Below are 22337 nucleotides of genomic sequence, written 5' to 3'. Positions count from 1 at the left end.
TTACGCATGGTGGGGGGCCTTTTCTATCGAGACGACGGTTCGGGTGCGTCTGGCCTCTTCCGCGGCCCAGACCACCCGGTGCGAGGCGAGGCTGGCTTGCGCGTTGGTCGAGACCAGAGCCGGATTGTTGTCGCGGACGGCGGCGAGGAACGCCTGCATCAGCGCTCCGTCACCGCCTCCGTGCCCGGAGGCGGCCGAGGCGTCCGCTCCGGCGAGGGCGTCGATCACCGACACCTCATCGGTGAGGAAGTCGTGGACGCGGAGCGTCTCGCCGTCACACTCGATCGAGCCGTGCGTGCCGAAGATCCTGGTCTTCCTGTGCTCGAGCGCGCCGAACGCGGTCATGGTGCAGGTGGCGCTCGTGCCGTCGGCGAACTCCATGATCACCACTTGGCTGTCGACCACGTCGTTGTCGCAGGCGTAGACGCATCTGCCGTACGGACCCTCGCGCAAGGCCGTGAGCACGCCCTCCTCGGTGAAGTCGCGGGTGATCGCACCAAGCGGCCAGACGTGCCGATTCGGATCGGCGAGGCCGTCCATGTACAACCGCCGGGCCGAGTAGGGGCAGGTGGGTTCTATCGAGCAGTCCAGGCATCGGTCGGCAGCCCCTGCGGGCTTGCTCTCCTTGGTGAAGTGGACGAGCTTGCCGAAGGAGGAGACCCGCTCGGGCACTTCGCCCTTGATGTGCACGAGCCAATCAAGATCATGGCAGGCTTTGGCGAGCAGCATCGGGGCCGACTCGGCCTCGTTTCGCCAGTTGCCTCGCACGAAGGAGTGTGCCTGGTGCCACCAGCCGACCTGCTCCAGGTGCTGGATGTTCATGATCTGGCCGATCCTGCCCTCGTCCAGGAGACCCTTGAGCGCGGTGGTGTAGGGCGCATAGCGCAGCACATGGCAGACCGCCAGGATCACGCCGTTGCGGTCGGCGGCTTCGGCGATGGCCGTGGCGTCCTCCTCCGTCGGCGCCATCGGCTTCTCCAGCAGGATGTGGTAACCCAGCTCGGCCGCGCGTACGGCGGGCTGGAGGTGCAGGCGGTCCTGCGTGGCCACGATCACCGCGTCGGCCAGCCGCTCGCCGGCCAGCAGGTCCCGCCAGTCGGCGAAGACGCGCTCGGCCGGGATGCCGTGCTCGGCCGCGAAGTCCGCCCGCCTGTCCTGGTCGGGCTCGGCGACGGCCACGACCTCGGCGAACCCGCCTTCGCGCGCTAGCCTGGCGTAGCCGGTGCCGCGCAGGCCCGCCCCAATCACGGCAAGAGTGACCATCCGCATCCCCTACGAGTTGTAACATTACTAATGAAGGTTGTTTTTATTTCTCCGACGCAAGATCTGTCAAGGGGGCAAGCGTGACAATCCGCGGCGGCGACACCTCGCGGCTTCGCCGGATCAATCTCGTGACGACGCTCCAGACGGTCCGGTCGCAGGGGCCGCTCGGACTGACCGAGCTCGCCAAGGGGGCCGCGCTGTCCAGGCCGACCGTGGAGGGACTGGTCGAGGAACTGCTGGCGGCGGGCTGGCTCAGGGAGCTGCCGCCGGAGAGCGGCCAGATGGGGCGGCCGGCCAGGTTGTTCGCCTTCCACGCGACGGGCGGCCACGTGCTCGGGATCGACATCGGCTCCTACACGCTCAGGGCCAGCGTCGCCGATCTGGAGGGCACGGTCGTGGCCGCGCACGACGAGCCGATCGCGCCCACCGCCGGCCGCGCCGAGCGACTGGCGGGCATCAGGACGGCGATCACGGCCGCGCTGGAGGCCGGCGGGCTGACCGCCGACCGCATCGCCGCTGTCTGCGCGGGCACCACTGGCGTGGTGAGCGCCGAGGGTGTGGTGAAGCTGTCAGTCGGCCTGCCCGAGTGGACCGGCCTCGATCTGGCGGGCGAGCTGCGCGCGAGCTTCGACTGCCCCGTGCTGGTGGAGAACGACTGCAACCTGGCCGCGCTCGCCGAGCATTGGCGCGGCCGGGCCCGCAGCATCGACGATCTGGTGTTCGTGCTGTCCGGCGTGCGCACGGGCGCGGGCATCCTGGTGGGCGGCGAGCTGCTCAGAGGCGCCAGAGGTGGCGCGGGCGAGATCGGCGCGCTGCCGCTGGTCGGCTGGCACCGCGCGCCCGTCCATCTCACTGGTTTCCAGGGCCTGCCGCCCGGCACGGCGCCACGGGACGCCGCCGCCCAGGTCTTCGCCGCGGCCAGGTCCGGCGACCCGGCCGCGCAGTGGGCGGTCGAGCAATACGCGCGCGACCTGGCGGAAGGCATCGCCGCCTTGGTGCTGACCGTGGATCCCGAGCTGGTGGTGCTTGGCGGCGGCGTCTCGCGCGCGGGCGACGTGCTGCTTGAGCCGGTGCACCGGCATCTGGTCCCGTTCTGCCTCGAACCTCCGGTGGTGGTGATCTCCGATCTGGGGGAGCAGGCGGTGGCCCTGGGTGCGGTACGGCGCGCGCTCGATCACGTCGACGCCCGCCTCTACGACTTCGACGCTCCCCTCCCGAAGCCCTTCTCCTGACGATCCGGTCGTCTTCGTTGATCTTGCGCACCGCAGATAGCGCCCGTCGCCTGACCGAGGCGACGGGCTCGAATCTGCTTCCTTCAGTGGCTCTGGCGGCTACCCGGTCTGGCTGCTCTTCGCCGTAGGCTGAGCCGGCAGGTTGTAGAGCTCCAGCTCATAGACGGCGTACATGCTCCAGCGGGTGTAGTTCGCATCGTTGATCTTCAGGCGCAGCTTCCTGACGCCTTGCAGGTCGGGAAGATCGGCGACCGAATACTCCATGACTCCGTCGTCATCGTCGTGCGTCCACCGGAACGAGACGCCCGCCGCGGCGGTCGTCCAGTCGGTGCCGTTGGCCGAGACCTCGACGTCGACGTCGGTCAGACCCTGCGGAATACCACCACGGGTGGCGACCACGAGCGTGTTGAACGCCTTCGGGTCGTTCCAGTCCAGCACGATCTCGTGCGGGAACGGGTTCGCGTCGGTGTAGCCCTGCTTGGCGGCGAACATCGTGCCGTATTCGCCGTCCACCATCTTCTGCGGGCCGTATTGCACGCCGCCATCGCCATCACGGGCCGCCGAAGCCGACACCGCCGAATAGCTGCGGGCGATGTTGGCGTCCGCCGTGTTCACCGCGCCCTTCACGAGCGTGAGCTCATAGGTCTTCGCGGTCTTGCCATCGCTTGCCATCGTACGGATCTCGACCTTGTTCTTACCGTTCGCCACGTTGACGTTGACGGTCGCGCCGTTGGCAACGGGGCTACCGTCGACGGTGATCGTGCCGCCGGCGTCGGTCAGCGTCGGGGTCAGGCCGACGGTGCTCGCCCCCTGGTCGACAAGCAGCGCGTAGTCACCGCGATGCCCCTCGAAGGTGAATTCGGAGACGTTGGTCAGCTTCAGGTCCTTCAACGTCGCGTCGAAGTGCTGCTGCCCAGGTGCGAGCTGCACGCGGAATCCGTCGAACCGCACCTCTTTGTTCTCGACGTTGGTGATCTCGATCCGGTGCTTGCCCGGTGACAATCCTGTCTTTCGATATGCGGTGAAGCGGTCGTACTGGACCGCCTCGAACAGATCGATCACCGTCGCCGGCCCGCCGTCGACCGACACGGACACCTTTCCGGTCGCCGTGTTCTTCTCGAAGAACGCGTCGATACCGGTGCCCTCGAACTCGTAGGTCGCCTTGTTGCCGGCGGCCTTGCTGATGTGGACGCTGCCGAGGTATGCGGACTGCCGCTGCCGCGGCGCCCAGCCGGCGGAGTAGCTGATGCTGTCATCGGTGCTGTCGAGCAGGAATGTACGGGGGACAGCCTGCCCCTCATATGGGCTTGTCGGCTGGGGAATCGCGCCGACGGTCTCGCCCGCGGCCGCCCGCACGATGTAGCTGTGCAGAGTATCGAGATATGCCGGGTCGAGTGTGTAGCGGCGCGGGTCCTCCGGGCTGATCGCGCTGTCGACGATCTGCTTCGCCAAGGCCGGGTTGCGCTTCTTCAGGATGTAGAGGAGTTCGTAGTCCTCGAGACCATCGCGCTGTGCCTCGAGACGCAGGCTGCTCTTCACCGTCAAGTTGGCCTTGTCGGGATAGACGATGTAGGAGTCGCCCTTCCAGGGACCCACGTACCACGCGTTCCACGCCCAGTGCAGATGACCCTGCACGCCCTCGCGCTCGAGGTCCCAGAACAGCATGCGGCCGGTCATCGTCGGCTGCGTCCAGAACCGGTTGAGCCACGGGGGAGTGTTGACCTCACAGGTGTAGACCCACAGGTCCTGACCCGCGGCCTGCTGTGCCTTGTAGCCGGCCTTCTTGTGCTCGAAGGCCGGCGTCAGCGGAACCCAGGTGTCGACATAGGGCTTGGTCCTGTCGTCGAGCAGGATGCCGTCGGGGTCGGCGTCCATGGTGCGGAAATCGGCGCCGAGGTTGTCATTGATCTGCTGGATCTTGCGCGCGACATAGGTCCAGAGGTTGCGCTGGTTGGCGGTGATGGGCTCGTCACTGATGTGCTGATACCACGTCAGGCCGTTCGTATAGCCCTTGCTCCTCAGGTGCTTGTACAGCGCGGTCAGATAGTTCGTCAGGAAGGCGTCGGTGACCGGCAGGCTGTCCGGCAGCTTGGTGTTCCAGCTGTCGTTGGGCTTTTCGTTGTCCGGCATCTTGTTCAGCGCGTGAACGAGATGCTGGTTGGCGAAGTTGGTGATCCCGTGCCGCTTGAACGTCTCGACGTAGCGGTCGAAGTTCGTCCAGTCGATGTCGCTCGGGATTCCCTTGACGAATTCCGACAGCTCCGTGCCGGTGGACTGCAGGAACAGGTCGGTGCGGAGCCAGACCATGTTGGTGCGATAGTCGGCGAGCTTGCCTGCGAACTCGTCCATGAGGCCGAACCACGCGTCGCTGTAGGTGTCGACGCCGTAGTAATACTTGCCGACGTCGTAGGCCTGGCCGGCCTGACCGTTCCAGCTGAAGCCGTCCCAGGTGAAGCCGTTCGTCATCGTCCAGTGGTAGTTGGTGAACGGTGACTTGTCGATCGTGGGGACCTCGACGTTGCGGACGCTGAACTGGATCGGGACCGAGTAGTCGCCACGAGTCGTCTCGACCGTCGCCGTGCCGCGATAGGTGCCGGGCGCCGTGCCGCGAGGCACGAAGCCGGTCACGTAGATGGGCTGAGTCTGGCCGCCCTCGACCCAGGTCGCCTGGTCGTTGGACAGCGGGTCTGGCATGACCGACTCGGGATAGAGCAGGTCGCCCTCACGGTCGGGGAAGAACGGGTTCGCCGCGACCGTGCTGTCGTCCTTGTAGGCAACGAAGTGGTAGCTCAGGTTGGCTCCCGCGATCCGCCGGTTGCCGCCCGCGGTCAGGGTGCCGAACCGTACGCGCTCGATGCGCAGCCGTTCTTTCGCGCGTACGGCGATCTGCGCGCTCTCGTATTCACCGCGGGCGGCAACGAGGTTGATGGAGCTGCTCGGACTCTGCGGGACCGTCGTTGTGCGATAGACGGTCTTTTGTGGACTCTCGACCCAGAGCTGGGCAGCCTTCGGGCCGGCCATGGCAGCCGGCGTGAATGGTCCGAAAGCTGCGAGCAGCAGGGTAACGCAGAGTAAGGGGAGTGCTCGATGTCGCATGCCCACTTATCATGGGTTCTTGTGTAAGTCTGGTCAAGAGGGCTGGGCGGGAGAGAGGTTTTGGTCGGCCCGAACTCTTGTGTGGAGCGCGTGATCAGCCGGACATCACTGGATGGGGGCGTCGCGGCGTTCGGCCATGCTGCGCAGGAAGATCTGCGTGGCCTCGGCTTGGGGGTTGTCGATGACCTGAGACGGCGGTCCCTGCTCGGCCACGCGCCCGTCGGCCATGAAGACGACTTCGTCGGCTACCTGGCGGGCGAAGCCGATTTCATGGGTCACGATGATCATCGTCATCCCACTACGGGCAAGTGCCTTCATGACCTCGAGCACCTCACCGACGAGCTCGGGGTCGAGCGCGGAGGTCGGTTCGTCGAAGAGCATGATGGAGGGCTTCATGACCAGTGCTCGGGCGATGGCGACGCGTTGCTGCTGGCCCCCGGACAGGGTGCTCGGGTACGCGTCGGCCTTCTCGGACAGTCCCACGCTGGCCAGCAGGCGCTGCGCTTCCTCACGGATCTCGGCTGGGGGTCGGCCCAGGACTCGGCGCGGGGCCTCCATCAGATTCTCCATCACGGTCAGGTGCGGGAACAGGTTGTAGGACTGGAACACCATCCCTGTTTGGGCCCGTTGCCGCGCGATCTCGTTGGGCCGTAGCTCGTGGAGTTTGTCGCCCTTGACGCGGTAACCCACAACCTCGCCGTTGACTATCACGGCCCCGCTGGTCGGTCGCTCGAGATGGTTGATGCAGCGCAGCATGGTCGACTTGCCGGAGCCGGACCGGCCCAGGACGCAGACCACCTGTCCCCGGCGCACCTCCAGGTTCACGGACTTGAGGATCTCGAGGTGTCCGAAGCTCTTGTGCAGGTCGATGATCTTCACGATGGGGTCGGACCGGTCCTGTACCGCGTTGACCGTCGTGTTCATGACTTGGCCTCCTGCCTGACCGGGCTCACTCCAAGGGTGGTCTGGGGGCGCTTCCGCAATGCGCTGAAGCGCGGTCCTCGCCGGTTCGGTCGGTCGCCCATACTGGCCACGCCCCGGCCGTAGTAGCGCTCGACGTAGCGCTGGACGAACGAGAGCACGCTTGTGCACAGCAGGTACCAGAGTGAGACGACGATGAGGAGGGGGATGGTCTCGAACGTCTGGGTGTAGATCATCTGGGCGGAGTAGAGCAGATCAGGCAGCGCGATCACGCTCACCAGGGAGCTGTACTTCAGCATCCCGATGACCTGGTTCCCGGTTGGGGGGACGATGACGCGCAGCGCCTGTGGCAGGACGATCCGGCGAAAGGTCGTGAAGGGGTTCATGCCCAGGGCCAGTGCGGCCTCGGTCTGGTGTTTGGGCACGGAGAGCAGCCCTCCCCGGACGATTTCCGCCATGTACGCCGACTCGTGCAACGCCAGACCGAGCAGCGCGACGGTCCAGAGAGTGAGCACCGAGTTCGTCTCCGCTCCGATGAGCTCCGGCCCCACGAAGGGGATGCCGACGCTCAGCCGCGGGTAGAGCGCGGAGAGGTTGTACCAGAACACCAGTTGGATGAGCAGCGGCGTACCGCGGAAGAACCAGAGGTAGGCACCGGCGACCGAGGACAGGATCTTGTTCTCGGAGAGCCGGAACGACGCCAGGACGATGCCGAGCACGATGGCTATGGACATGGCCACCGCTGTCAACAGCAGAGTGCGGCCGAGGCCGGCCATGATCTGCGGGTGGAACAGGTAGTGCCAGACCACCGGCCACTCGTAGTTCTTGTTGGTGATGAGCGAATGGCAGAGCATCACCACCAGGAGCACAAGAACGCCCGCCGCGACGGTGCGACCATGGTGCCGAAGTGGCACGGTCTCCTTCGCCAGCGTTTCCTCGTCCGGCGTCAGCGTAGAAGTGGTCCCGCCTGGCGCCCGTGAGTTGCTCGAATCCGCTTCTGATCTGTCCATGCCGGATCACTCCTCTAGCGTGGGCCGCATTCAGTTCTCTACCGGGGGGATGACCTCGGACTTCTTGACCGCGCCCAGGCCCAGGTTCTGCTCGTTGAGGATGCGTTGCAGGCCTCCCGTCTCGATGAGCTTGTTGGTGGCGGCCTCGAAGGCTTTGGCCATCTCCGCCGTGTACGCGTTGTTCGGGAGGACGAAACCGGTCTTGATCTCAGGGCCGAAGCCCATCTCCGTGACCTTGAACTTGCCCTTCGACTGCTTGACGGAGTAGGCGACCTGGCTGCCGCTGGCGAGGTTGGCGACGATTCGCCCCTGGCTGAGCGCCAGGTTCACCGTGGCCTGATCGGCGAAGGTCTTCACGGTCAGCGGGTCCTTACCGGCCGTCTCGCAACCGGTGGCCAGTTTGTTGGCCAGGGCTGCCTCGGACGACCCCAGCGACGCGCCGACGACCAGGCCGCAAGTGTCGAGCGGGTCCTGGAACTTCGCGTACTTGGAGTCCGCCTTCACCATGAACGCGTCACGTGAGACGTGATTGACGACGAACCTCACGACCTTGGTCCGATCGTCCGTCACATTGATCTCGCCCGTGGCCGCGTCGTAGCGCCCTGCCTGGAGACCTGGGATCACGCCGTCGAACGGGATGATGGTGAACTTCACCTTCAGGCCGAGCAGCGCGGCGGTCTCGCGGGTGATCTGGATGTCCCAGCCGGTGGGTTCGCCACCACCCGGCGGCACCATCACGGCCGGCGCGTAGACGGCCGCGGCCACCGTGATCGTGCCTTTGTCCCGGACGGCCTTGGGCAGCATCTTGGCCAGCCCGTCATCCTGGCTCGGCACGTTGACGGCGGATTTGCTCTCGTTGAGTGACGCGCCACAGGCTGACGCTCCCAGCACCGTGCCGAGCAGTGCCACGGCCGTCGTGGCCTTCATGAGCGGAATCGAGGTACGAATGTTCATGGTGCTTCTCCTGAGGCCGGGTTCCGGTGGGAAGTGCTGACCACGTTGTGCATGACATGCTTGGTCCGCGAGTAGTCGTCGAGTGCGTAGATGGACAGGTCGCGGCCATAGCCGGAACCCTTGAAGCCGCCCCAGGGGACCTCGTTGGCGAGCACGAGGTGGCAGTTCACCCACACCGTGCCCGAGTCGAGCCGCGCGGCGAGGCCGTGGCTGCGCCGGGCGTCGTTGGTCCAGACCGAGGCGGACAGGCCATAGGGCACGTCGTTGGCGCGCCTGATGGCCTCTTCCTCGTCGAGGAACGTCTCCACCGTCACCACCGGCCCGAAGATCTCCTCGCGGGCGCACTCCGCACCTTCGGGGACGTCCACCAGGACTGTCGGTGCGATGAAATACCCCCGCTCCTCCAGCGGCCCGCCCCCGATGACGGCCCGGACACCGGCGGCCTGGGCACGCTCGAGGTACCCGGTAACCCGGTCGTAGTGGTCGCGCGAGATCATCGGGCCGATCTCGACGTCCTCACCGGCCCCGGGCTCGCCGACGACCAGCGTCGACACTTCGTTCACCAGCAGGGCGACGAACGTCTCGGCGACCGACTCGTGCACCAGGACGCGGCATGCGGCGCCGCACTCCTGTCCCGAGTTCCAGAACGCCGCCGTACGCAGGCTCGCGGCGGCTGCCGCGAGGTCGGCGTCGGGCAGGATGACGACCGGGGCCTTGCCACCGAGCTCCAGGTGGACCCGCTTGAGCGACTCGGCGGCGCCGCGGGCGACCGCTCGACCGCTGCGGACCGAACCGGTCAGGGCGATCATGGCGATGTCCGGGTGCTCGGCCAAGCGCGCGCCCACCACGGGACCGAGGCCGGCGACCACGTTGAGCACGCCGGGGGGCAGCACGTCGGCCAGCAGTTCGGCGAGTTTCAGGGTCGTCAGGGGCGTCTGCTCCGACGGCTTGACCACCACGGTGTTCCCGGCGGCGAGGATGGGGGCGATCTTCCACGCCGCCATGAGCAGCGGATAGTTCCACGGTGTCACCACGCCGACGACGCCCAGGGGCTCGCGCAGGATGACGGACAGGTGGCTCTCGGCGTAGGTCCCGGCCGCCTGGGACGTCGGGGCGCGCAGGGCCCCGGCCATGAACCGGAACGTGTCGACCGTGTTCTCGACATCGTCGCGGGCGACCATGACGGGCTTGCCGGTGTTGGCCGACTCCAGCTCGGCGAGCAGGCCGGCGTGCTCACCGATGCGGTCGGCCACCCGGTGCAAGGTCTGGGACCGCTCTTTGGGGGTCAACGCGGCCCAGTCCCGCGCGGCCTCGCGGGCCGCGGAGACCGCCAGGTCGACGTCCTCGGCGGAGCCCGCCGGAACGCTCGCGAGGACCTGCTCGGTGCAGGGATCGATGACCTCGAGAACCTCGGCGGAGCGGGTGGCCCGGAACCTGCCGCCGATGAACACTCCCTGGGCGGGGAGGTCGCCAACGGTCGTGGAGCGGTCGCCTGCCTCGCCGCGGCGTACCGTCACGGCCGGGGTGCGGGCGGTCGTGCTCATCGCGTCATCCCCTCCGAGACGGGCGCCGCGCGCAGGGACTTGGCGAGGGACGAGATCGCGGCGAGGGTGGCCGGGTCGACGTCGTGGACCGGCTCCCGAGGAGTGCCGGCCGGGAAACCGAACTCGCGCAGCGCCGCCTTGACGGCCGCGATGAACGGCCCGGAGAGCATGGCGTCGATGAGGGGGTAGACGCGGTCCCACTGCGCCCGCGCGCTCACCAGATCCCCCGAGCGAACCGACGTGTAGACCGACACCAGCTCGGCGGGGATCACGTTGGCGGTACCCGCCACCGCCCCAGCGGCGCCTTCGACGAAGGCTGCCAGGCAGAGGCTGTCCCAGCCCACGAACGTGGAGATCACGTCGCCGTGGTGATGGATCAGCTGCGCCGCCTGGCTCATGTCGCCGCTGGTGTCCTTGATGTAGGCGATGTTGCCGACCTCGGTCGCCAACCGCCGGACCAGGTCGGGGGCCAGGTTCACGCCCGTGGCCACCGGGAGGTTGTAGAGCATCACCGGGACCTGCACCGAGTCCGCCACGCGCCGCAGGTAGTCGAGCGTCTCGGGGACGGTCAGCGCTTCGTAGTAGGGGGCGACCACCATCAGCACGTCGGCCCCGGCACGCTGCGCGTGCTTCGACAGCTCGATGGCCTCGACCGCGCTCATGGCACCGGTCTGCGCCACGACCGGCACCCGGCCGGCCGTCTGGTCGATGACCGTCTCGACGAGCAGGCGCCGCTCGTCACCCGTCATTGAGGCGAACTCGCCGGTCGATCCGCCCGCCACGACACCGCCGACACCGCCGTCGATGTTGCGGTCGACCAGTTGGCGCAGCCGGGCCTCGTCGAGCCGGCCCTCGGGGGTGAACGGAGTGGCGAGGGCGGTCACGACCCCGCTGAGTGGTGTGGACATGGTTCCTTCCTGGCCCGGGTTCGGCTTGCTGTGCACGACTGTCTCGGTCATCGGGTTCCGCCCTCGAGGTCGACGTGGCTGTGCCGAGTGCCCGGTCCAGCCACGATCGGGCTGCTGTCACGGTCGGCGAGAAGGTCCTGGGCGTGACGGGCCGCCGTGAAGCCTGTCTGGATGGCGGTCTCGGTGTAGAGGGTGCCGAGGTAGTCGCCGGCCAGGAACACCCGTCCGGTCGGCCGGGTGAGGGCCGGTTGGATGGCTCCGCGGCCCGGGAAGCAGTACGGCGCGCCTTCGGGCCAACGCTGGACCTCGGCCTCGGCGACCGAGTCACCCAGACCCGGCAGGATCTGGTCGAGATCGTCGATGTAGCGGCGGAGCACTTCCTCGTCGCTCTGGTCGAGCAGCGTCCGCGCCAGGCCGGCCGGGGAGAAAGCCATCAGGCTGCTGCCGGGCCGGCGCTCGGACTCGGCTCCGCGTACGACGTTGGACATGTTGAGCAGGACGTTGAACGCGCGCTTGGGCGTGGCGATCGCGTACGCGTCGTCCCACCGCTGCGGCGTCGTCTCGTTCGTACGGAAGGCGGCACTGACGTAGGGCCCGTAGATCACCTTCGAGAGCGCTTCCCGAGTCTCCCGCTCGAGGTCGACGGCGACGCGGTGGCTCACGGTCGCCGGGGTCGCGAGCACTACGCAGCGCGCCTCGACCTCCCGGTCCTCACCACCCTGGGAGTAGCGGACGACGACAGAGGACTTCTTGTTCACCACCTCGACGACACCGGCGCCGAGCTGCACCTTGTCCCCGAGGGCGGCCGCGATGGTCTCGGTGAGGGTGGAGGGGCCGCCGGCGATGTTCCTGCCGAGCCCCTCTCCGATGTTCCAGACCAGGCTGAAGTAACCGACCCCGGCACCGGCCGAGATCTCGTCCGGGTCGGCCGCGGAACGCGACACGGTGGGCTTGAAGAGCGCCTCGGCGTCCACGGGCAGGTCGCCGACGAAGTCGGCGAAAGTACGGTCGTTGAGGAAGTCGTAGACCCGCTGCTGACGCGTGGCCTCGTCCTCCCCCGGACGGAGTCCGACGATCCTGGCGTAGCGCAGGACCGCGAGCCCCACCTTGCTCCCGGCCTTGAGAAGGGCGACACGGGAGGACCACGGCATCGGGATGCGGAACGGATAGGTCTCCACCCGTCCACCGAGCAGGAGCCGGCCGTTCATGGCGAGCCCGGTCAGAGCGCCCGGAATGGGGAGCGCGGCGACGCCGGTCTCTTGAAGCAGCGTGTCGGTGCCGGATCTGACGCCGGCGAAGACGTGCCCGCCCCAGTTCAAGTAGTACTGGCCACGCCGCTCGGAGCGGATCCGGCCGCCGATCCGGTCGCTCGACTCGAGCAGGACCACATCGTGGTGCCGAAGCCTCCATCCGGCGGTCAGGCCGGCGAGACCGCCTCCCACGATGACGGCATCTCTCACTTTGGGCTCCTTCTGCTGCCGCGGGGATGCGCGAGTGTTTGCGCGAGACCGCGAGCTGCCTGGCTCAGCGGTTGTGTCTCCTGTCGCCCATCGCGCCGGAGACGCCCGAGGTCCATTGAGACGTGACCTGGCTTACATTAGGATGTGATCACAGATCATACAAGCCCTCGGGTAAAAGTTTTGAAGGGAGCCAGGGGTCCTTGATCAGCGAAGACACCGAGCGTTCTGCCAGGTTCACAGACCCGGCATGAACGCCGCGGAGGGCCAGGAGCGGGCTACCGCCGGTCGTATGCTGTGGACGCCCGCACGTGACGAGTGGAAGGAGATGGAGGAGCGAGCCTTGATGGATCGGCCCCTCGCACGCCATGTCTCTACCGAAGCTTGAAGAACCATCTCTGCTGACCGATCAGGTATTCAAAGCCATCCGCACGGCGATCATGAACGGCGAGATGCCGGCGGGCTATCGGCTGCGGATCCGTGACCTCGCCGCACAGGTCGGCACCAGCGTCATGCCGGTGCGCGAGGCGATTCGGCGACTCGAAGAAGCCGGCCTGGCCGAACGGGTGCCGCACAAGGGCGCCGTGGTCAAAGGCCTGGGTCTCACGGAGCTGGCCCATCTGTACGACGTGCGCCGGCTCATGGAGGTCGAGGCGGCGCGGCTCGGCGCGCAGAGCATCGAGCCGGCCGACGTCGACAGGATGCAGCAGGAGTACGACCAGATGCGCGCCGCGATCGACGCGGAGCAGGCGATCGCCGTGCTGGACCACGATGAGGCTCTGCTCACCATTCTCTATCAGGCGTCGGGCAACCCCGTCCTGGTCAGCACGATCCAGGCCCTCTGGGAGCGGTGCCGGTCGTACAAGATCGTGGGTGCTCGCGCGACGCTGACGGCGGACGACAAGACGCCCCTGTGGTCGTTCCAGGCACAGCTCCTGGAGGCCGCGCGGAACAACGAGCCGGGGTTAGCGGCCAGGGTCAACAACGAGTCCCTGCTCAACGCCACCGCTCGAATACGTGACCAGCTCGCGGTGGAAACCGCGGCCGGCAAGGGCGTCCCGCTCCGTGGATCCTCCTCCACCGGCCTGACTCCCATCGCTGCCGACGGCCGGCCACTCAGCGCGGAATGACGGTGCGCCGGCCCCACAAGCATCGGGCGTGCGCCTGGTGGTAGGGCTTGCTCCCCATTGAAGCCGTGTCAGCGGGCCTGCTCGCCGGCGTACTCACGCATCGCGTCGAGGAGCCAGCGTGCGATGTAGTCGGCGAAGGAGGAGCGCGGGAGGACCCGGTACGCCGCCGGGCCGGTCTGCCACAGCAGCACCGGGATCCTGGCCAGGGTCGTCGACACGGCTGAGCCGGGGCCGAAGGCCCGCGGGTGCAGGTCGGCAGGGCAGCCTTTCTCCAGCACCTCCCGGGCCCGCTCGCCCGTCAGCGCGAGGACGGTGCGGTTCGCCGAGACGTCGACCACCTGGCCCCGGTCGGTGCCGAGCGCCGTCTCGAGCTGGTCGGCGAGCGCCACAGGGGCCGCGGTGGAGACGACGAGCCACTCGTCGGGGGCCAGCCACAGCGCGGCGTGGCGGCCCACGGCCGCGACCTCGCCGCAGCGCCGCGGCAGTTCGAGGTCCAGCACCCGGCCGATCCGGTCGGCCGCGGCCGATCCGGGCCCGACCCGGACGGAGACCATGCTGAGGAACGGCCCCTCGGCCAGCGCCACCGCCTCGCCCGAGCCGGTGGCGAGGGCGTCGGTCAGATGGGCGAGCGGGCTGCGGCGCAGTGCCTCGAGCTGGGGGGTGGGGTCAGCCATCGCGCCGGCTCCCTTCGGGGTCGTAAAGTACGGAAGAGGTCACTTCGACCTCAACGGTCCGGTCACCGACCGGAGCGAGGAGCACCTCGCCGATCCGGTTGCGGCCGTCGGCGATCAGCGCCAGCCCGAAGGGCCGGCCGAGCGCCTCGCTGTGGTAACTCGAGGTGACGTGGCCGAGCATCGGCACAGGCACGTTCTCGAGCGGGGTGCCGAGGGCGACCAGCTGGGTGCCCTCGGGCAGCCGCGTCTCGCGGTCGACGGGCAGCACGCCCACCAGGTGCTTGCGGTCGGGGCGGGCCGTGTCGGCCCGGAGGAAGGACCGTTTGCCGATGAAGTCCTTGACCTTCGACACGACCCACTCCATACCGGCATCCTGCGGTGTGACCGTGCCGTCGGTGTCCTGGCCGATGATCGGATAGCCCTTCTCGGCGCGGAGCACGTGCATGGTCTCGGTGCCGTACGGGGTGATGCCGAGGTCCGCGCCGGCGGTGTGGATCTCCTCCCAGACGGCTTGGCCGTACCATCCGGACACGTTGACCTCGAAGGCGAGCTCGCCGGAGAACGAGATCCGGCAGATGCGGGCCGGGACACCCGAGGCCAGCACGGTCTCGCGGAAGGTCATGAACGGGAACGCCTCGTTGGAGGCGTCGAGGTCGGGCGCGACCCGGCCGATGACCTCACGGGACCTCGGCCCGACGACGGCGACGGTGGTCCACTGCTCGGTGACCGAGGTCACCGTGACGTCGAGGCCGGGCCATTCGGTCTGGAGGAAATCCTCCAGGTGGTCCAGCACCGCCGCGGCGTTGCCGGTGGTGGTGGTCATGAAGTAGCGGTCGTCGGCCAGCCGTACGGTGACGCCGTCGTCGAAGATCATCCCGTCGGGCTTGCACATGACCCCGTAGCGGGCCGAGCCGACAGGCAGCTTCTTGAAGGCGTTGGTGTAGACCCGGTTGAGGAACTCGCCGGCGTCCGTGCCCCGCACCTCGATCTTGCCGAGGGTGGAGGCGTCCATCATGGCGACACCGGTACGCGCGGCGCGGCACTCGCGGGCGACGGCGTCGTCCATGCTCTCGCCGGCCCGCGGGTAGTACCACGGGCGCAGCCACTGCCCCACGATCTCGAACTCCGCGCCCTGGGCGACATGCCAGGAGTGCACTGGCGTGGTGCGCTTCGGGTCGAACAGGTCGCCCCGCTCGCGCCCGGCGAGGGCGGCGAAGGAGACGGGAGCGTACGGCGCGCGGTAGGTGGTCGTGCCGATCTCGCCGATGCCCGGGCCCGAGCCATCGGGGCCGCCCAGGGCCGCGGCGATGACGCCGAGGGTGTTCACGCCCGAGGTCTTGCCCTGGTCCGCGGCGGTGCCGACGGAGGTGTAGCGCTTGATGTGCTCGACGCTGCGCAGCCCGGCTCCGGTCGCCCGCAGGACGTCCGCGACGGTCTGGTCGCGCTGCAGGTCGACGAAGTGCTCCTCCCAGGAGTCGGTGGGGCCGGGCACCAGCCAGACCTGCTTCACCTCGCCGTAGGCCGTTCCCCCGGCGCCCGCGGGCGTGACCGGCGAGGCGGTGAAACCGGCCGCGGTGGCCGCGCGCGCACCGGCCTCGCCGCCCTCGCGCAGGGCTCCGGCCAGCTCGAAGGTGCCGTTGGCCGCGCCGGCGACCTGCTGGTTCTTGACGAGGGCGGCGGGCACGAAGGCCGCGAGGGTGTCGTCCCATCGTGTCGTGCCCTGGCGCTGGCTGTGGAGGTGGACGACCGGGGACCAGCCGCCGGAGACGGCGAGCACGTCGCACTCGATGGTCTCGCCGGCGTCGGTGATGACGGCGGTGAGCCGGTCCTCGCCGACCGTGTGGCTGAGGAACGGGCCGGTGCGGGCGTCGAGCACGGCGGCGACCTCGACCCCGGCGGAGCGGAGGTCCTCGACGAGCGGCGCGGTGGAGTCGTTGGTGGTCGCCACCACGACGCGCGCCCCCGGGCGGACGGCGTACCGGTTGAGGTAGGTGCGTACCGCGCCGGCCAGCATCACGCCGGGGCGGTCGTTGCCGGCGAAGACGATCGGCCGCTCGTGAGCGCCGGTGGCGAGCACGACCTGCCGGGCCCGCACGTGGTGCAGCCGCTGCCGCGACACCTCTTCGGGAGCCGCACGCCCGAGGTGGTCGGTGCGCTGCTCGACGGCGAGCAGGTAGTTGTCGTCGTAGGAGCCGAAGGCGCTGGTGCGTGTGAGCACGCTGACTTCTGGCAGCGACGCCAGCTCCTGGGCGACCTCGGCCACCCATGCGAGCGCGGGCCGCCCGTCGACGGTCTCGCCGCTCGCGGAGAGCAGCGAGCCGCCCGGCTCGGGCTGGTCGTCGATGAGCACCACCCGGGCCCCGGAGCGGCCGGCGGCCAGCGCGGCGCACAGGCCCGCCGGGCCGGCGCCGACGACGAGCACGTCGGCGTGGGTGAAGCGCTTGTCGTAGCCCGCGGTGTCGGGCGTCGGGTCGAGCACGCCGAGCCCGGAGAGGGTGCGGGCCGAGAGCCCGTCGACGAGCGGCCGGACGGTGGCGGGCACCATCGGCTCGGAGATCTCGGCGCCGACCTGCAGCAGCGCGTTCGGCTCCTCCACCCCGGCCGAGAAGATGCCCCGTGGGCGGCCTTGGTAGATGGAGTCGCCGACCCTGATCCGGCCGGCCGCGAGGAGCGCCGACGCGACGGTGTCGCCGGGGTGGCCGGCGTAGTCCTGCCCGTCGACGGTGAAGGTGAGCACCTGGCCGCGGTCGATCCGGCCGCCGGCGGCGAGGCGGTTGGTCCGGCTCATCGGGACGCTCCCGTGTAGGTCTCGAGGATCTCGTAGCTGCGGGTGTCGCGGACGGCGTTGAACCACTTGCGGCAGCCGACGTTGTGCACCCACCGCTCGCGGAAGCGGCCCGCGGGATTGTCGCGATAGAAGAGGTACGACGCCCACTCCTCGTCCGACAGCGCCGACGGGTCCTCGGGGTAGGCGACGTGGGCCTGTCCGCCGTACTGGAACTCGGTCTCGTCGCGGGGCCCGCACCACGGGCACGTGATCAGCAGCATGGCGATTCCTGGTCTGCGCGGCTAAGGGGTCAGTGGGCGACGGCGGCGGCGCCGTGCTCGTCGATGAGGGCGCCGGTGACGAAACGGTCCAGCGCGAACGGACGGTTGAGCTCGTGCGGCTCGCCGGTGGCCATGGTGTGGGCGAGGGCCCATCCGGCGGCGGGCGTGGCCTTGAAGCCACCGGTTCCCCAGCCGCAGTTGACGTAGAGGCCCTCGACCGGGGTGCGGCCGATGATGGGCGAGGCGTCCATGGTGACGTCGACGATGCCGCCCCAGGTGCGCAGCACGTGGGCGCGGGCGAAGATCGGGAAGAGCTCCACCGCGGCGGCCATCTGGTGCTCGATCACGTGGAACGAGCCGCGCTGGCCGTAGCCGTTGTAGGAGTCGACACCGGCGCCCATCACCAGCTCGCCCTTGTGCGCCTGCGAGACGTAGACGTGCACGTGGTTGGACATGACCACGGTGGGATGGACCGGCTCGTAGAGTTCGGAGACCAGCGCCTGCAGCGGGTGGGACTGGATCGGCAGGCGGAAGCCGGCGAGTTCGGCGAGCACGCTGCTGTGGCCGGCGGCGGCGAGGCCGACGGTTCCGGTGGCGATCCGGCCGCGGGTGGTCTCGACGCCGACCACGCGGTCACCGTCCTTGGCGAAGCCGGTGACCTGACAGTTCTGGATCAGGTCGATGCCCATGCGGTCACAGGCGCGGGCGAAGGCCCAGGCGACGTGGTCGTGCTTGGCGATGCCGGCGCGCGGCTGGTAGGTGGCGCCGAGCACCGGGTAGCGCACGTTCTGGGACACGTTGACGATCGGGCAGATCTTGGCGACCTCCTCGGGGGAGAGCCACTCCGCGTCGACGCCGTTGAGCTTGTTGGCCTCGACCCGGCGCACGCTCTCGCGGACGTCGGAGAGGGTGTGGGCCAGGTTGAGAACGCCGCGCTGACTGAACAGGAAGTCGTAGTCGAGCTCCTCCGGCAGCCCCTCCCAGAGCTTGAGCGCGCGCTCGTAGATCGCCGCGCTCTCGTCCCAGAGGTAGTTGGAGCGGATGATCGTGGTGTTGCGGGCCATGTTGCCGCCGGCCAGCCACCCCTTCTCGAGCAGGGCGACGTTGGTGAGGCCGTGGTTCTTGGCCAGGTAGTACGCCGTGGCGAGCCCGTGCCCGCCGCCACCGACCACAACGGCGTCGTAGGACGGCTTCGGGTCGGGGTTGCGCCAGAGGAAGTCCGGGTGCTCCGGGAGCAGGTCGGCCATCTCAGGCCCCCGATCCGGCCAGGGGAGCCAGGTTCGGGTAGAGCGGGAACGCCGCTGCCAGCTTCTCCACGCGGGCGCGGAGTGCCGCGATGTCGGCATCCGGCAGTTCGGGGGCCAGCGCCGCGGCGATGACGTCGGCCACCTCGGCGAACGCGGTCTCGTCGAAGCCACGGGTGGCCAGCGCGGGCGTGCCGATCCGCAGGCCCGAAGAGACCATCGGCGGACGCGGGTCGAAGGGGACGGCGTTGCGGTTGACGGTGATGCCGACCCGGTGGAGGCGGTCCTCACCCTGCTGGCCGTCCAGGGCGGAGTGGCGCAGGTCGACGAGCACGAGGTGGACGTCCGTGCCGCCGGTGAGCACGGTGGCGCCGGCCGCGGCGACGTCCTGGCCGAGCAGCCGCTCGGCCAGGATCCGGGCGCCGGCCAGGGTGCGCTCCTGACGCTCACGGAACTCGGCGGACGCGGCGATCCCGAAGGCCACCGCCTTGGCGGCGATGACGTGCTCGAGCGGTCCGCCCTGCTGACCGGGGAAGACGGCGCTGTTGATCTTCTTGGCCAGCTCGGCCTTGCTGAGGATCACCCCGCCGCGCGGCCCGCCGAGGGTCTTGTGGGTCGTGGTCGTGACGACGTCCGCGTACGGCACGGGGCTCGGGTGGAGACCCGCGGCGACCAGCCCGGCGAAGTGGGCCATGTCCACCATCAGGTAGGCGCCCACGAGGTCGGCGATCCGCCGGAACTCGGCGAAGTCCAACTGGCGCGGGTACGCCGACCAGCCGGCGACGATCATGCGCGGCCGGTGCTCCACGGCCAGCCGCTCCACCTCCGCCATGTCGACCTGGTGGTCGGATTCGCGCACGTGGTAGGGCACGACGTTGTACAGCTTGCCGGAGAAGTTGAGCCTCATGCCGTGGGTGAGGTGGCCACCGTGCGCCAGGTCGAGGCCGAGGATGGTGTCGCCGGGATCGAGCAGGGCGACCATCGCGGCCGCGTTGGCCTGTGCCCCCGAATGAGGCTGCACGTTGGCCGCCTCCGCCCCGAACAACGCCTTGACCCGGTCGATCGCGAGTCGCTCGATCACGTCTACGTGCTCGCAGCCTCCGTAGTAGCGCCGGCCCGGATAGCCCTCGGCGTACTTGTTGGTCAGGACCGAGCCCTGCGCCTGCATCACGGAGATCGGAGCGAAGTTCTCCGAGGCGATCATCTCCAGCGTCGACTGCTGGCGAACCAGTTCGTCGTCAATGGCCTTCGCGATCTCAGGGTCCACATCGGCGATCGGTGAACTGAGGACACGTTCGGCACGATTCATGGACAGCCTCCGTGACATACATCTGATATATCAAGCGTCTGTTACGCTAGACACCATGACGTCCACTGTCAACCACCAGGCACAGACTCCCGGCCTGGTAGGGGGTCCGGCGAGCTCATCGTCGATGTCCGACCAGGCCTATCGGGAGATCCGCGACCGGCTGGTGATGCTGGACATCCGGCCGGGCGCACCGATCAACGAGCAGCACCTCGCCCTCGAGCTCGGGCTTGGCCGAACGCCGGTCCGCGAGGCGCTGAAGCGGCTCGAGACCGACCGGCTGGTGGTCGCGTTCCCGCGTCGGGGGACCTTCGCCACCGAGGTGCACATCACCGACCTCGCCCATATCTCGGAGGTCCGGCTTCTCCTGGAGCCGGCCGCCGCGGCTCACGCGGCGAGACGAGCCCGCCCCGCCGAGCGCGAGATCCTGACCGCCCTGGCGGACAGCGTGGCCGAGCTGGATACGGCCGCGATCCCGTCCAGGGAGCTCATACGTGCGGACCTGAAGATCCACCGCGCGGTCTACGACTCAACCCACAACCCCCACCTGCAAGACACTCTGCTCCGGTACGACAATCTCGCCACCCGCATCTGGTGCCTGCTGCTCGACCAGATCCCAGAGATCGCCACGCACATCCAGGGGCACGGACCCTTGCTACGAGCCATCGTCGCCGGCGACGCCGACGGCGCGGCATCGCACGCCCGGGACCACGTCGAGGGCTTCGAGCAACAGGTGCGCACCCTGCTGTAGCCGCCGGCGGCGTTTACCACGGAACCCGCCGGACGCTCCTTCAGTCGGCGACGAGCCGGGTTTGGTCGGCCTGCTCGCGCTGGCGCCGCAGCTCGTAGGTGCCCGGTGCGATGCCGGTGAAGGCGTGTTCGGGGTGGGCGAGGTAGGCGGTCGCCTCCTCCGCGACGGTCAGCACACCGAGCACCAGTCCGGCGGCGGTGCGCTCCGGAGCGAAGAACGCCTTGCCGGTGGCTAGCAGGAGGTGGGTGTTGGCCCCGGCCTCACCGCGGACGATCGGAACGCCGGTCTCGGGGACGGGGGTGCGGGCCGGTTCCCGGTTGGCCGGTACGACGGCGACATCGCCCTGGAACTGCAGGCCGGACAGGATGGGGATCTCGGCCTGCCGGTCGAGGTGCTCGTCGATGGTGACGCCGAAGATGGCGATGGCCTGTTCGATGGTGGGCATCTTCTCGGGCTCCTAGGATCGTCGTTGGGCCGTGGTGTACTGCGCCGAGGTGAGGCCGTAGGTCCAGGCGGCGGCCTCAAGGGGGTCGGTGCAGTCGGCGGGCACGGTGAGGCCGAAGCGGCGGCGGGTGCCGTCCCGTTCGACGGTGCCGTTGGTGCACAGCAGGACCCGCACGTGTGTGGTGTAGATGTCCGCGGGGACGTCGTGCAGGGTGAGGGTCTGACCGGGATTGCCGGGGTCGGGTACGGCGGGACCGACCTGGGCGAGGCGGGCCTCGGCGATGAAGCGGTCCCAGCCGCGGCGTTCGATGGCGCAGCGGCGGATCTCGGCATTGGTCTCGCGGAGGATCTCGTCGGCGGTGAGGGTGTCGTCGATGACGGCCTGGGTGACGTGGGTGCCGTGCCAGAAGTACAACCCGAACCCGTCGGCCCAGCCGACCGCGGGGCCGTCGGCGCGGTGCGGCCGGTGTGTGGCCCGGTCGTCCTCACCGACCTGCTCGAGGTGCAGCTCGGCCGGGCGCGGACAGAGCATGACGAAGTCGAGGAAGGGCCACCACCACCAGCCGGCCGGCGCGAATCGCGCCGCGGCCTGCTCCGCGAGGATCCACCACGACCGGTCCTCCTCCAGCGGCGGGACCGCGTCCTGCCTGAGGCGGTCGACCAGGGTCAGCCAAATGTCGGACCGCTGGCACGCCAGGTGGGCCCGCCACAGCCGGCGCACCTCGCCGCGGATCGTATCCTGTCGCGGGCCGCCCACCGCCGCGTCCACCGCTGCCCGCACGGCCGTGTCCGATGCTCTGGCGACCGTGGCCAACGCGCCGGTGGGCACCTGCCGGATCTCCTCGCGGGCGGGCGTGACGTGCGCCGGGTCCCGCACCGCCGAGACCATCGCGGCGTGCATCGTCGAGGAGATCTGGGTGTGCAGGGCGGTGGCCGCCGCGCCGTGCACCGGATCGCTCACCGCGCCGCCGGCCGCGGCCTGGACGGCGGCGCGCACGGCGTGGCCGACGGTCTCGCCGGCGGTGTCGTCCACCACGCGGTAGACGGAGTCCAGGACGCGGTTGTTGCGGTGGCCGGTGCTCAGGCAGGCGGCGATCGGTGCGGCGAACGCGCCGGCGAGTGGTGAGGACACCCACACGAGCCGTTCCGGGAACGGGACCCCGATCTCCTGGTAGCAGGCGCGGGCGGCGGACTCCCACGCCCGCCTCTCGGCGGCAGTGTCGTCCCGGTCGCGCTCGGCCCGGGGCGTACGCGGCGCCTCCCGCTCGCCGGGCGTCGAACGGGCTGGATCCGGTGGATGCACGGTGGAGACCTCCAACTGAAGCGGGCCTCTTGACTCCGCCCGAGGACGCCGC

Annotated in this window: 18 protein-coding genes; 3 read left to right on the top strand and 15 right to left on the bottom strand. The window is 69.1% G+C overall.

All coding sequences use genetic code 11. The features are described 5' to 3' along the window. Positions 1-1263: a Gfo/Idh/MocA family oxidoreductase gene (locus AB0F17_RS32855; protein ID WP_358030955.1), complete on the bottom strand. Its 1263-nt coding sequence runs from the start codon at positions 1261-1263 to the stop codon at positions 1-3. 80 nt (positions 1264-1343) lie between these two features. Between AB0F17_RS32855 and AB0F17_RS32850 the strand changes: the two genes are divergently transcribed. Next, a complete protein-coding gene (locus AB0F17_RS32850; RefSeq protein ID WP_358030952.1) occupies positions 1344-2495 on the top strand; it encodes an ROK family protein in 1152 nt (383 codons plus the stop codon). 99 nt (positions 2496-2594) lie between these two features. On the opposite strand, the gene AB0F17_RS32845 is transcribed toward AB0F17_RS32850, so the two are convergent. The 7 genes from AB0F17_RS32845 to AB0F17_RS32815 form a co-directional block, all read right to left on the bottom strand. Beyond that, positions 2595-5516, bottom strand: a complete 2922-nt coding sequence (locus AB0F17_RS32845; protein ID WP_358030949.1) for a glycoside hydrolase domain-containing protein — start codon at positions 5514-5516, stop codon at positions 2595-2597. A gap of 180 nt (positions 5517-5696) precedes the next feature. Then, positions 5697-6515 carry an amino acid ABC transporter ATP-binding protein gene (locus AB0F17_RS32840; RefSeq protein ID WP_358030946.1) on the bottom strand — a complete coding sequence of 273 codons (819 nt, stop codon included), beginning with the start codon at positions 6513-6515 and terminating at the stop codon, positions 5697-5699. Next, positions 6512-7522 (bottom strand): amino acid ABC transporter permease, encoded by a 1011-nt coding sequence (locus AB0F17_RS32835; RefSeq protein WP_358030944.1) that lies wholly within the window; start codon positions 7520-7522, stop codon positions 6512-6514. The genes AB0F17_RS32840 and AB0F17_RS32835 overlap by 4 nt, the downstream gene beginning before the upstream one ends. A gap of 30 nt (positions 7523-7552) precedes the next feature. After that, positions 7553-8476 carry a transporter substrate-binding domain-containing protein gene (locus AB0F17_RS32830; RefSeq protein ID WP_358030940.1) on the bottom strand — a complete coding sequence of 308 codons (924 nt, stop codon included), beginning with the start codon at positions 8474-8476 and terminating at the stop codon, positions 7553-7555. Next, positions 8473-10020, bottom strand: a complete 1548-nt coding sequence (locus AB0F17_RS32825; protein WP_358030937.1) for an aldehyde dehydrogenase family protein — start codon at positions 10018-10020, stop codon at positions 8473-8475. Before AB0F17_RS32825 ends, AB0F17_RS32830 begins: the two co-directional genes overlap by 4 nt. Further along, positions 10017-10979, bottom strand: coding sequence for a dihydrodipicolinate synthase family protein (locus AB0F17_RS32820; protein ID WP_358030934.1), 963 nt, complete (start codon positions 10977-10979; stop codon positions 10017-10019). Before AB0F17_RS32820 ends, AB0F17_RS32825 begins: the two co-directional genes overlap by 4 nt. Then, positions 10976-12388, bottom strand: coding sequence for an NAD(P)/FAD-dependent oxidoreductase (locus AB0F17_RS32815; protein ID WP_358030931.1), 1413 nt, complete (start codon positions 12386-12388; stop codon positions 10976-10978). The genes AB0F17_RS32820 and AB0F17_RS32815 overlap by 4 nt, the downstream gene beginning before the upstream one ends. A 365-nt stretch (positions 12389-12753) precedes the next feature. Here AB0F17_RS32815 and AB0F17_RS32810 point away from each other — a divergent pair, with 365 nt between their 5' ends. Further along, a complete protein-coding gene (locus tag AB0F17_RS32810) occupies positions 12754-13515 on the top strand; it encodes a GntR family transcriptional regulator (RefSeq protein WP_358030928.1) in 762 nt (253 codons plus the stop codon). Positions 13516-13583: 68 nt separating this feature from the next. Here the strand turns inward: AB0F17_RS32810 and AB0F17_RS32805 are convergent, their stop codons facing one another. From AB0F17_RS32805 to glyA, 5 genes are read right to left on the bottom strand one after another with little or no spacing between them, the layout of a single operon-like run. Continuing rightward, on the bottom strand, positions 13584-14189 hold the full coding sequence (locus tag AB0F17_RS32805; protein ID WP_358030925.1) for a sarcosine oxidase subunit gamma family protein: 606 nt from the start codon (positions 14187-14189) through the stop codon (positions 13584-13586). Next, positions 14182-16977: a 2Fe-2S iron-sulfur cluster-binding protein gene (locus tag AB0F17_RS32800; protein WP_358030922.1), complete on the bottom strand. Its 2796-nt coding sequence runs from the start codon at positions 16975-16977 to the stop codon at positions 14182-14184. The genes AB0F17_RS32805 and AB0F17_RS32800 overlap by 8 nt, the downstream gene beginning before the upstream one ends. Continuing rightward, a complete protein-coding gene (locus tag AB0F17_RS32795) occupies positions 16974-17237 on the bottom strand; it encodes a sarcosine oxidase subunit delta (RefSeq protein ID WP_358030919.1) in 264 nt (87 codons plus the stop codon). The genes AB0F17_RS32800 and AB0F17_RS32795 overlap by 4 nt, the downstream gene beginning before the upstream one ends. A gap of 29 nt (positions 17238-17266) precedes the next feature. Beyond that, positions 17267-18484, bottom strand: coding sequence for a sarcosine oxidase subunit beta family protein (locus AB0F17_RS32790; RefSeq protein WP_358030916.1), 1218 nt, complete (start codon positions 18482-18484; stop codon positions 17267-17269). A gap of 1 nt (position 18485) precedes the next feature. Continuing rightward, positions 18486-19790, bottom strand: coding sequence for a serine hydroxymethyltransferase (glyA, locus tag AB0F17_RS32785; RefSeq protein ID WP_358030913.1), 1305 nt, complete (start codon positions 19788-19790; stop codon positions 18486-18488). A 55-nt stretch (positions 19791-19845) separates the two neighbouring features. Between glyA and AB0F17_RS32780 the strand changes: the two genes are divergently transcribed. Further along, on the top strand, positions 19846-20538 hold the full coding sequence (locus tag AB0F17_RS32780; RefSeq protein WP_358030911.1) for a GntR family transcriptional regulator: 693 nt from the start codon (positions 19846-19848) through the stop codon (positions 20536-20538). 40 nt (positions 20539-20578) lie between these two features. Here AB0F17_RS32780 and AB0F17_RS32775 read toward each other — a convergent pair whose 3' ends face one another. Both AB0F17_RS32775 and AB0F17_RS32770 read right to left on the bottom strand, forming a co-directional pair. Next, complete coding sequence (locus tag AB0F17_RS32775) at positions 20579-20983, bottom strand: hypothetical protein (protein ID WP_358030909.1); 405 nt, start codon at positions 20981-20983, stop codon at positions 20579-20581. A gap of 12 nt (positions 20984-20995) precedes the next feature. After that, positions 20996-22285: a DUF6745 domain-containing protein gene (locus tag AB0F17_RS32770; RefSeq protein ID WP_358030907.1), complete on the bottom strand. Its 1290-nt coding sequence runs from the start codon at positions 22283-22285 to the stop codon at positions 20996-20998. Positions 22286-22337 lie beyond the last annotated feature (52 nt).

This window comes from Nonomuraea sp. NPDC026600, from assembly GCF_040638335.1.
In the GTDB taxonomy this organism is placed as follows: domain Bacteria; phylum Actinomycetota; class Actinomycetes; order Streptosporangiales; family Streptosporangiaceae; genus Nonomuraea.
Note: the sequence above shows the minus strand (reverse complement) of the source record. Positions and strands in the feature narration are given on the sequence as shown.

Bases quoted from the DNA above. Each gene is read 5' to 3' on its own strand.
- AB0F17_RS32835 (WP_358030944.1), bottom strand. From the start codon at position 7,522: ATGGACAGATCAGAAGCGGATTCGAGCAACTCACGGGCGCCAGGCGGG.
- AB0F17_RS32830 (WP_358030940.1), bottom strand. From the start codon at position 8,476: ATGAACATTCGTACCTCGATTCCGCTCATGAAGGCCACGACGGCCGTG.
- AB0F17_RS32775 (WP_358030909.1), bottom strand. From the start codon at position 20,983: ATGCCCACCATCGAACAGGCCATCGCCATCTTCGGCGTCACCATCGAC.
- AB0F17_RS32855 (WP_358030955.1), bottom strand. From the start codon at position 1,263: ATGGTCACTCTTGCCGTGATTGGGGCGGGCCTGCGCGGCACCGGCTAC.
- AB0F17_RS32840 (WP_358030946.1), bottom strand. From the start codon at position 6,515: ATGAACACGACGGTCAACGCGGTACAGGACCGGTCCGACCCCATCGTG.
- glyA (WP_358030913.1), bottom strand. From the start codon at position 19,790: ATGAATCGTGCCGAACGTGTCCTCAGTTCACCGATCGCCGATGTGGAC.
- AB0F17_RS32810 (WP_358030928.1), top strand. From the start codon at position 12,754: ATGTCTCTACCGAAGCTTGAAGAACCATCTCTGCTGACCGATCAGGTA.
- AB0F17_RS32825 (WP_358030937.1), bottom strand. From the start codon at position 10,020: ATGAGCACGACCGCCCGCACCCCGGCCGTGACGGTACGCCGCGGCGAG.
- AB0F17_RS32820 (WP_358030934.1), bottom strand. From the start codon at position 10,979: ATGACCGAGACAGTCGTGCACAGCAAGCCGAACCCGGGCCAGGAAGGA.
- AB0F17_RS32795 (WP_358030919.1), bottom strand. From the start codon at position 17,237: ATGCTGCTGATCACGTGCCCGTGGTGCGGGCCCCGCGACGAGACCGAG.
- AB0F17_RS32790 (WP_358030916.1), bottom strand. From the start codon at position 18,484: ATGGCCGACCTGCTCCCGGAGCACCCGGACTTCCTCTGGCGCAACCCC.
- AB0F17_RS32845 (WP_358030949.1), bottom strand. From the start codon at position 5,516: ATGGCCGGCCCGAAGGCTGCCCAGCTCTGGGTCGAGAGTCCACAAAAG.
- AB0F17_RS32805 (WP_358030925.1), bottom strand. From the start codon at position 14,189: ATGGCTGACCCCACCCCCCAGCTCGAGGCACTGCGCCGCAGCCCGCTC.
- AB0F17_RS32800 (WP_358030922.1), bottom strand. From the start codon at position 16,977: ATGAGCCGGACCAACCGCCTCGCCGCCGGCGGCCGGATCGACCGCGGC.
- AB0F17_RS32780 (WP_358030911.1), top strand. From the start codon at position 19,846: ATGACGTCCACTGTCAACCACCAGGCACAGACTCCCGGCCTGGTAGGG.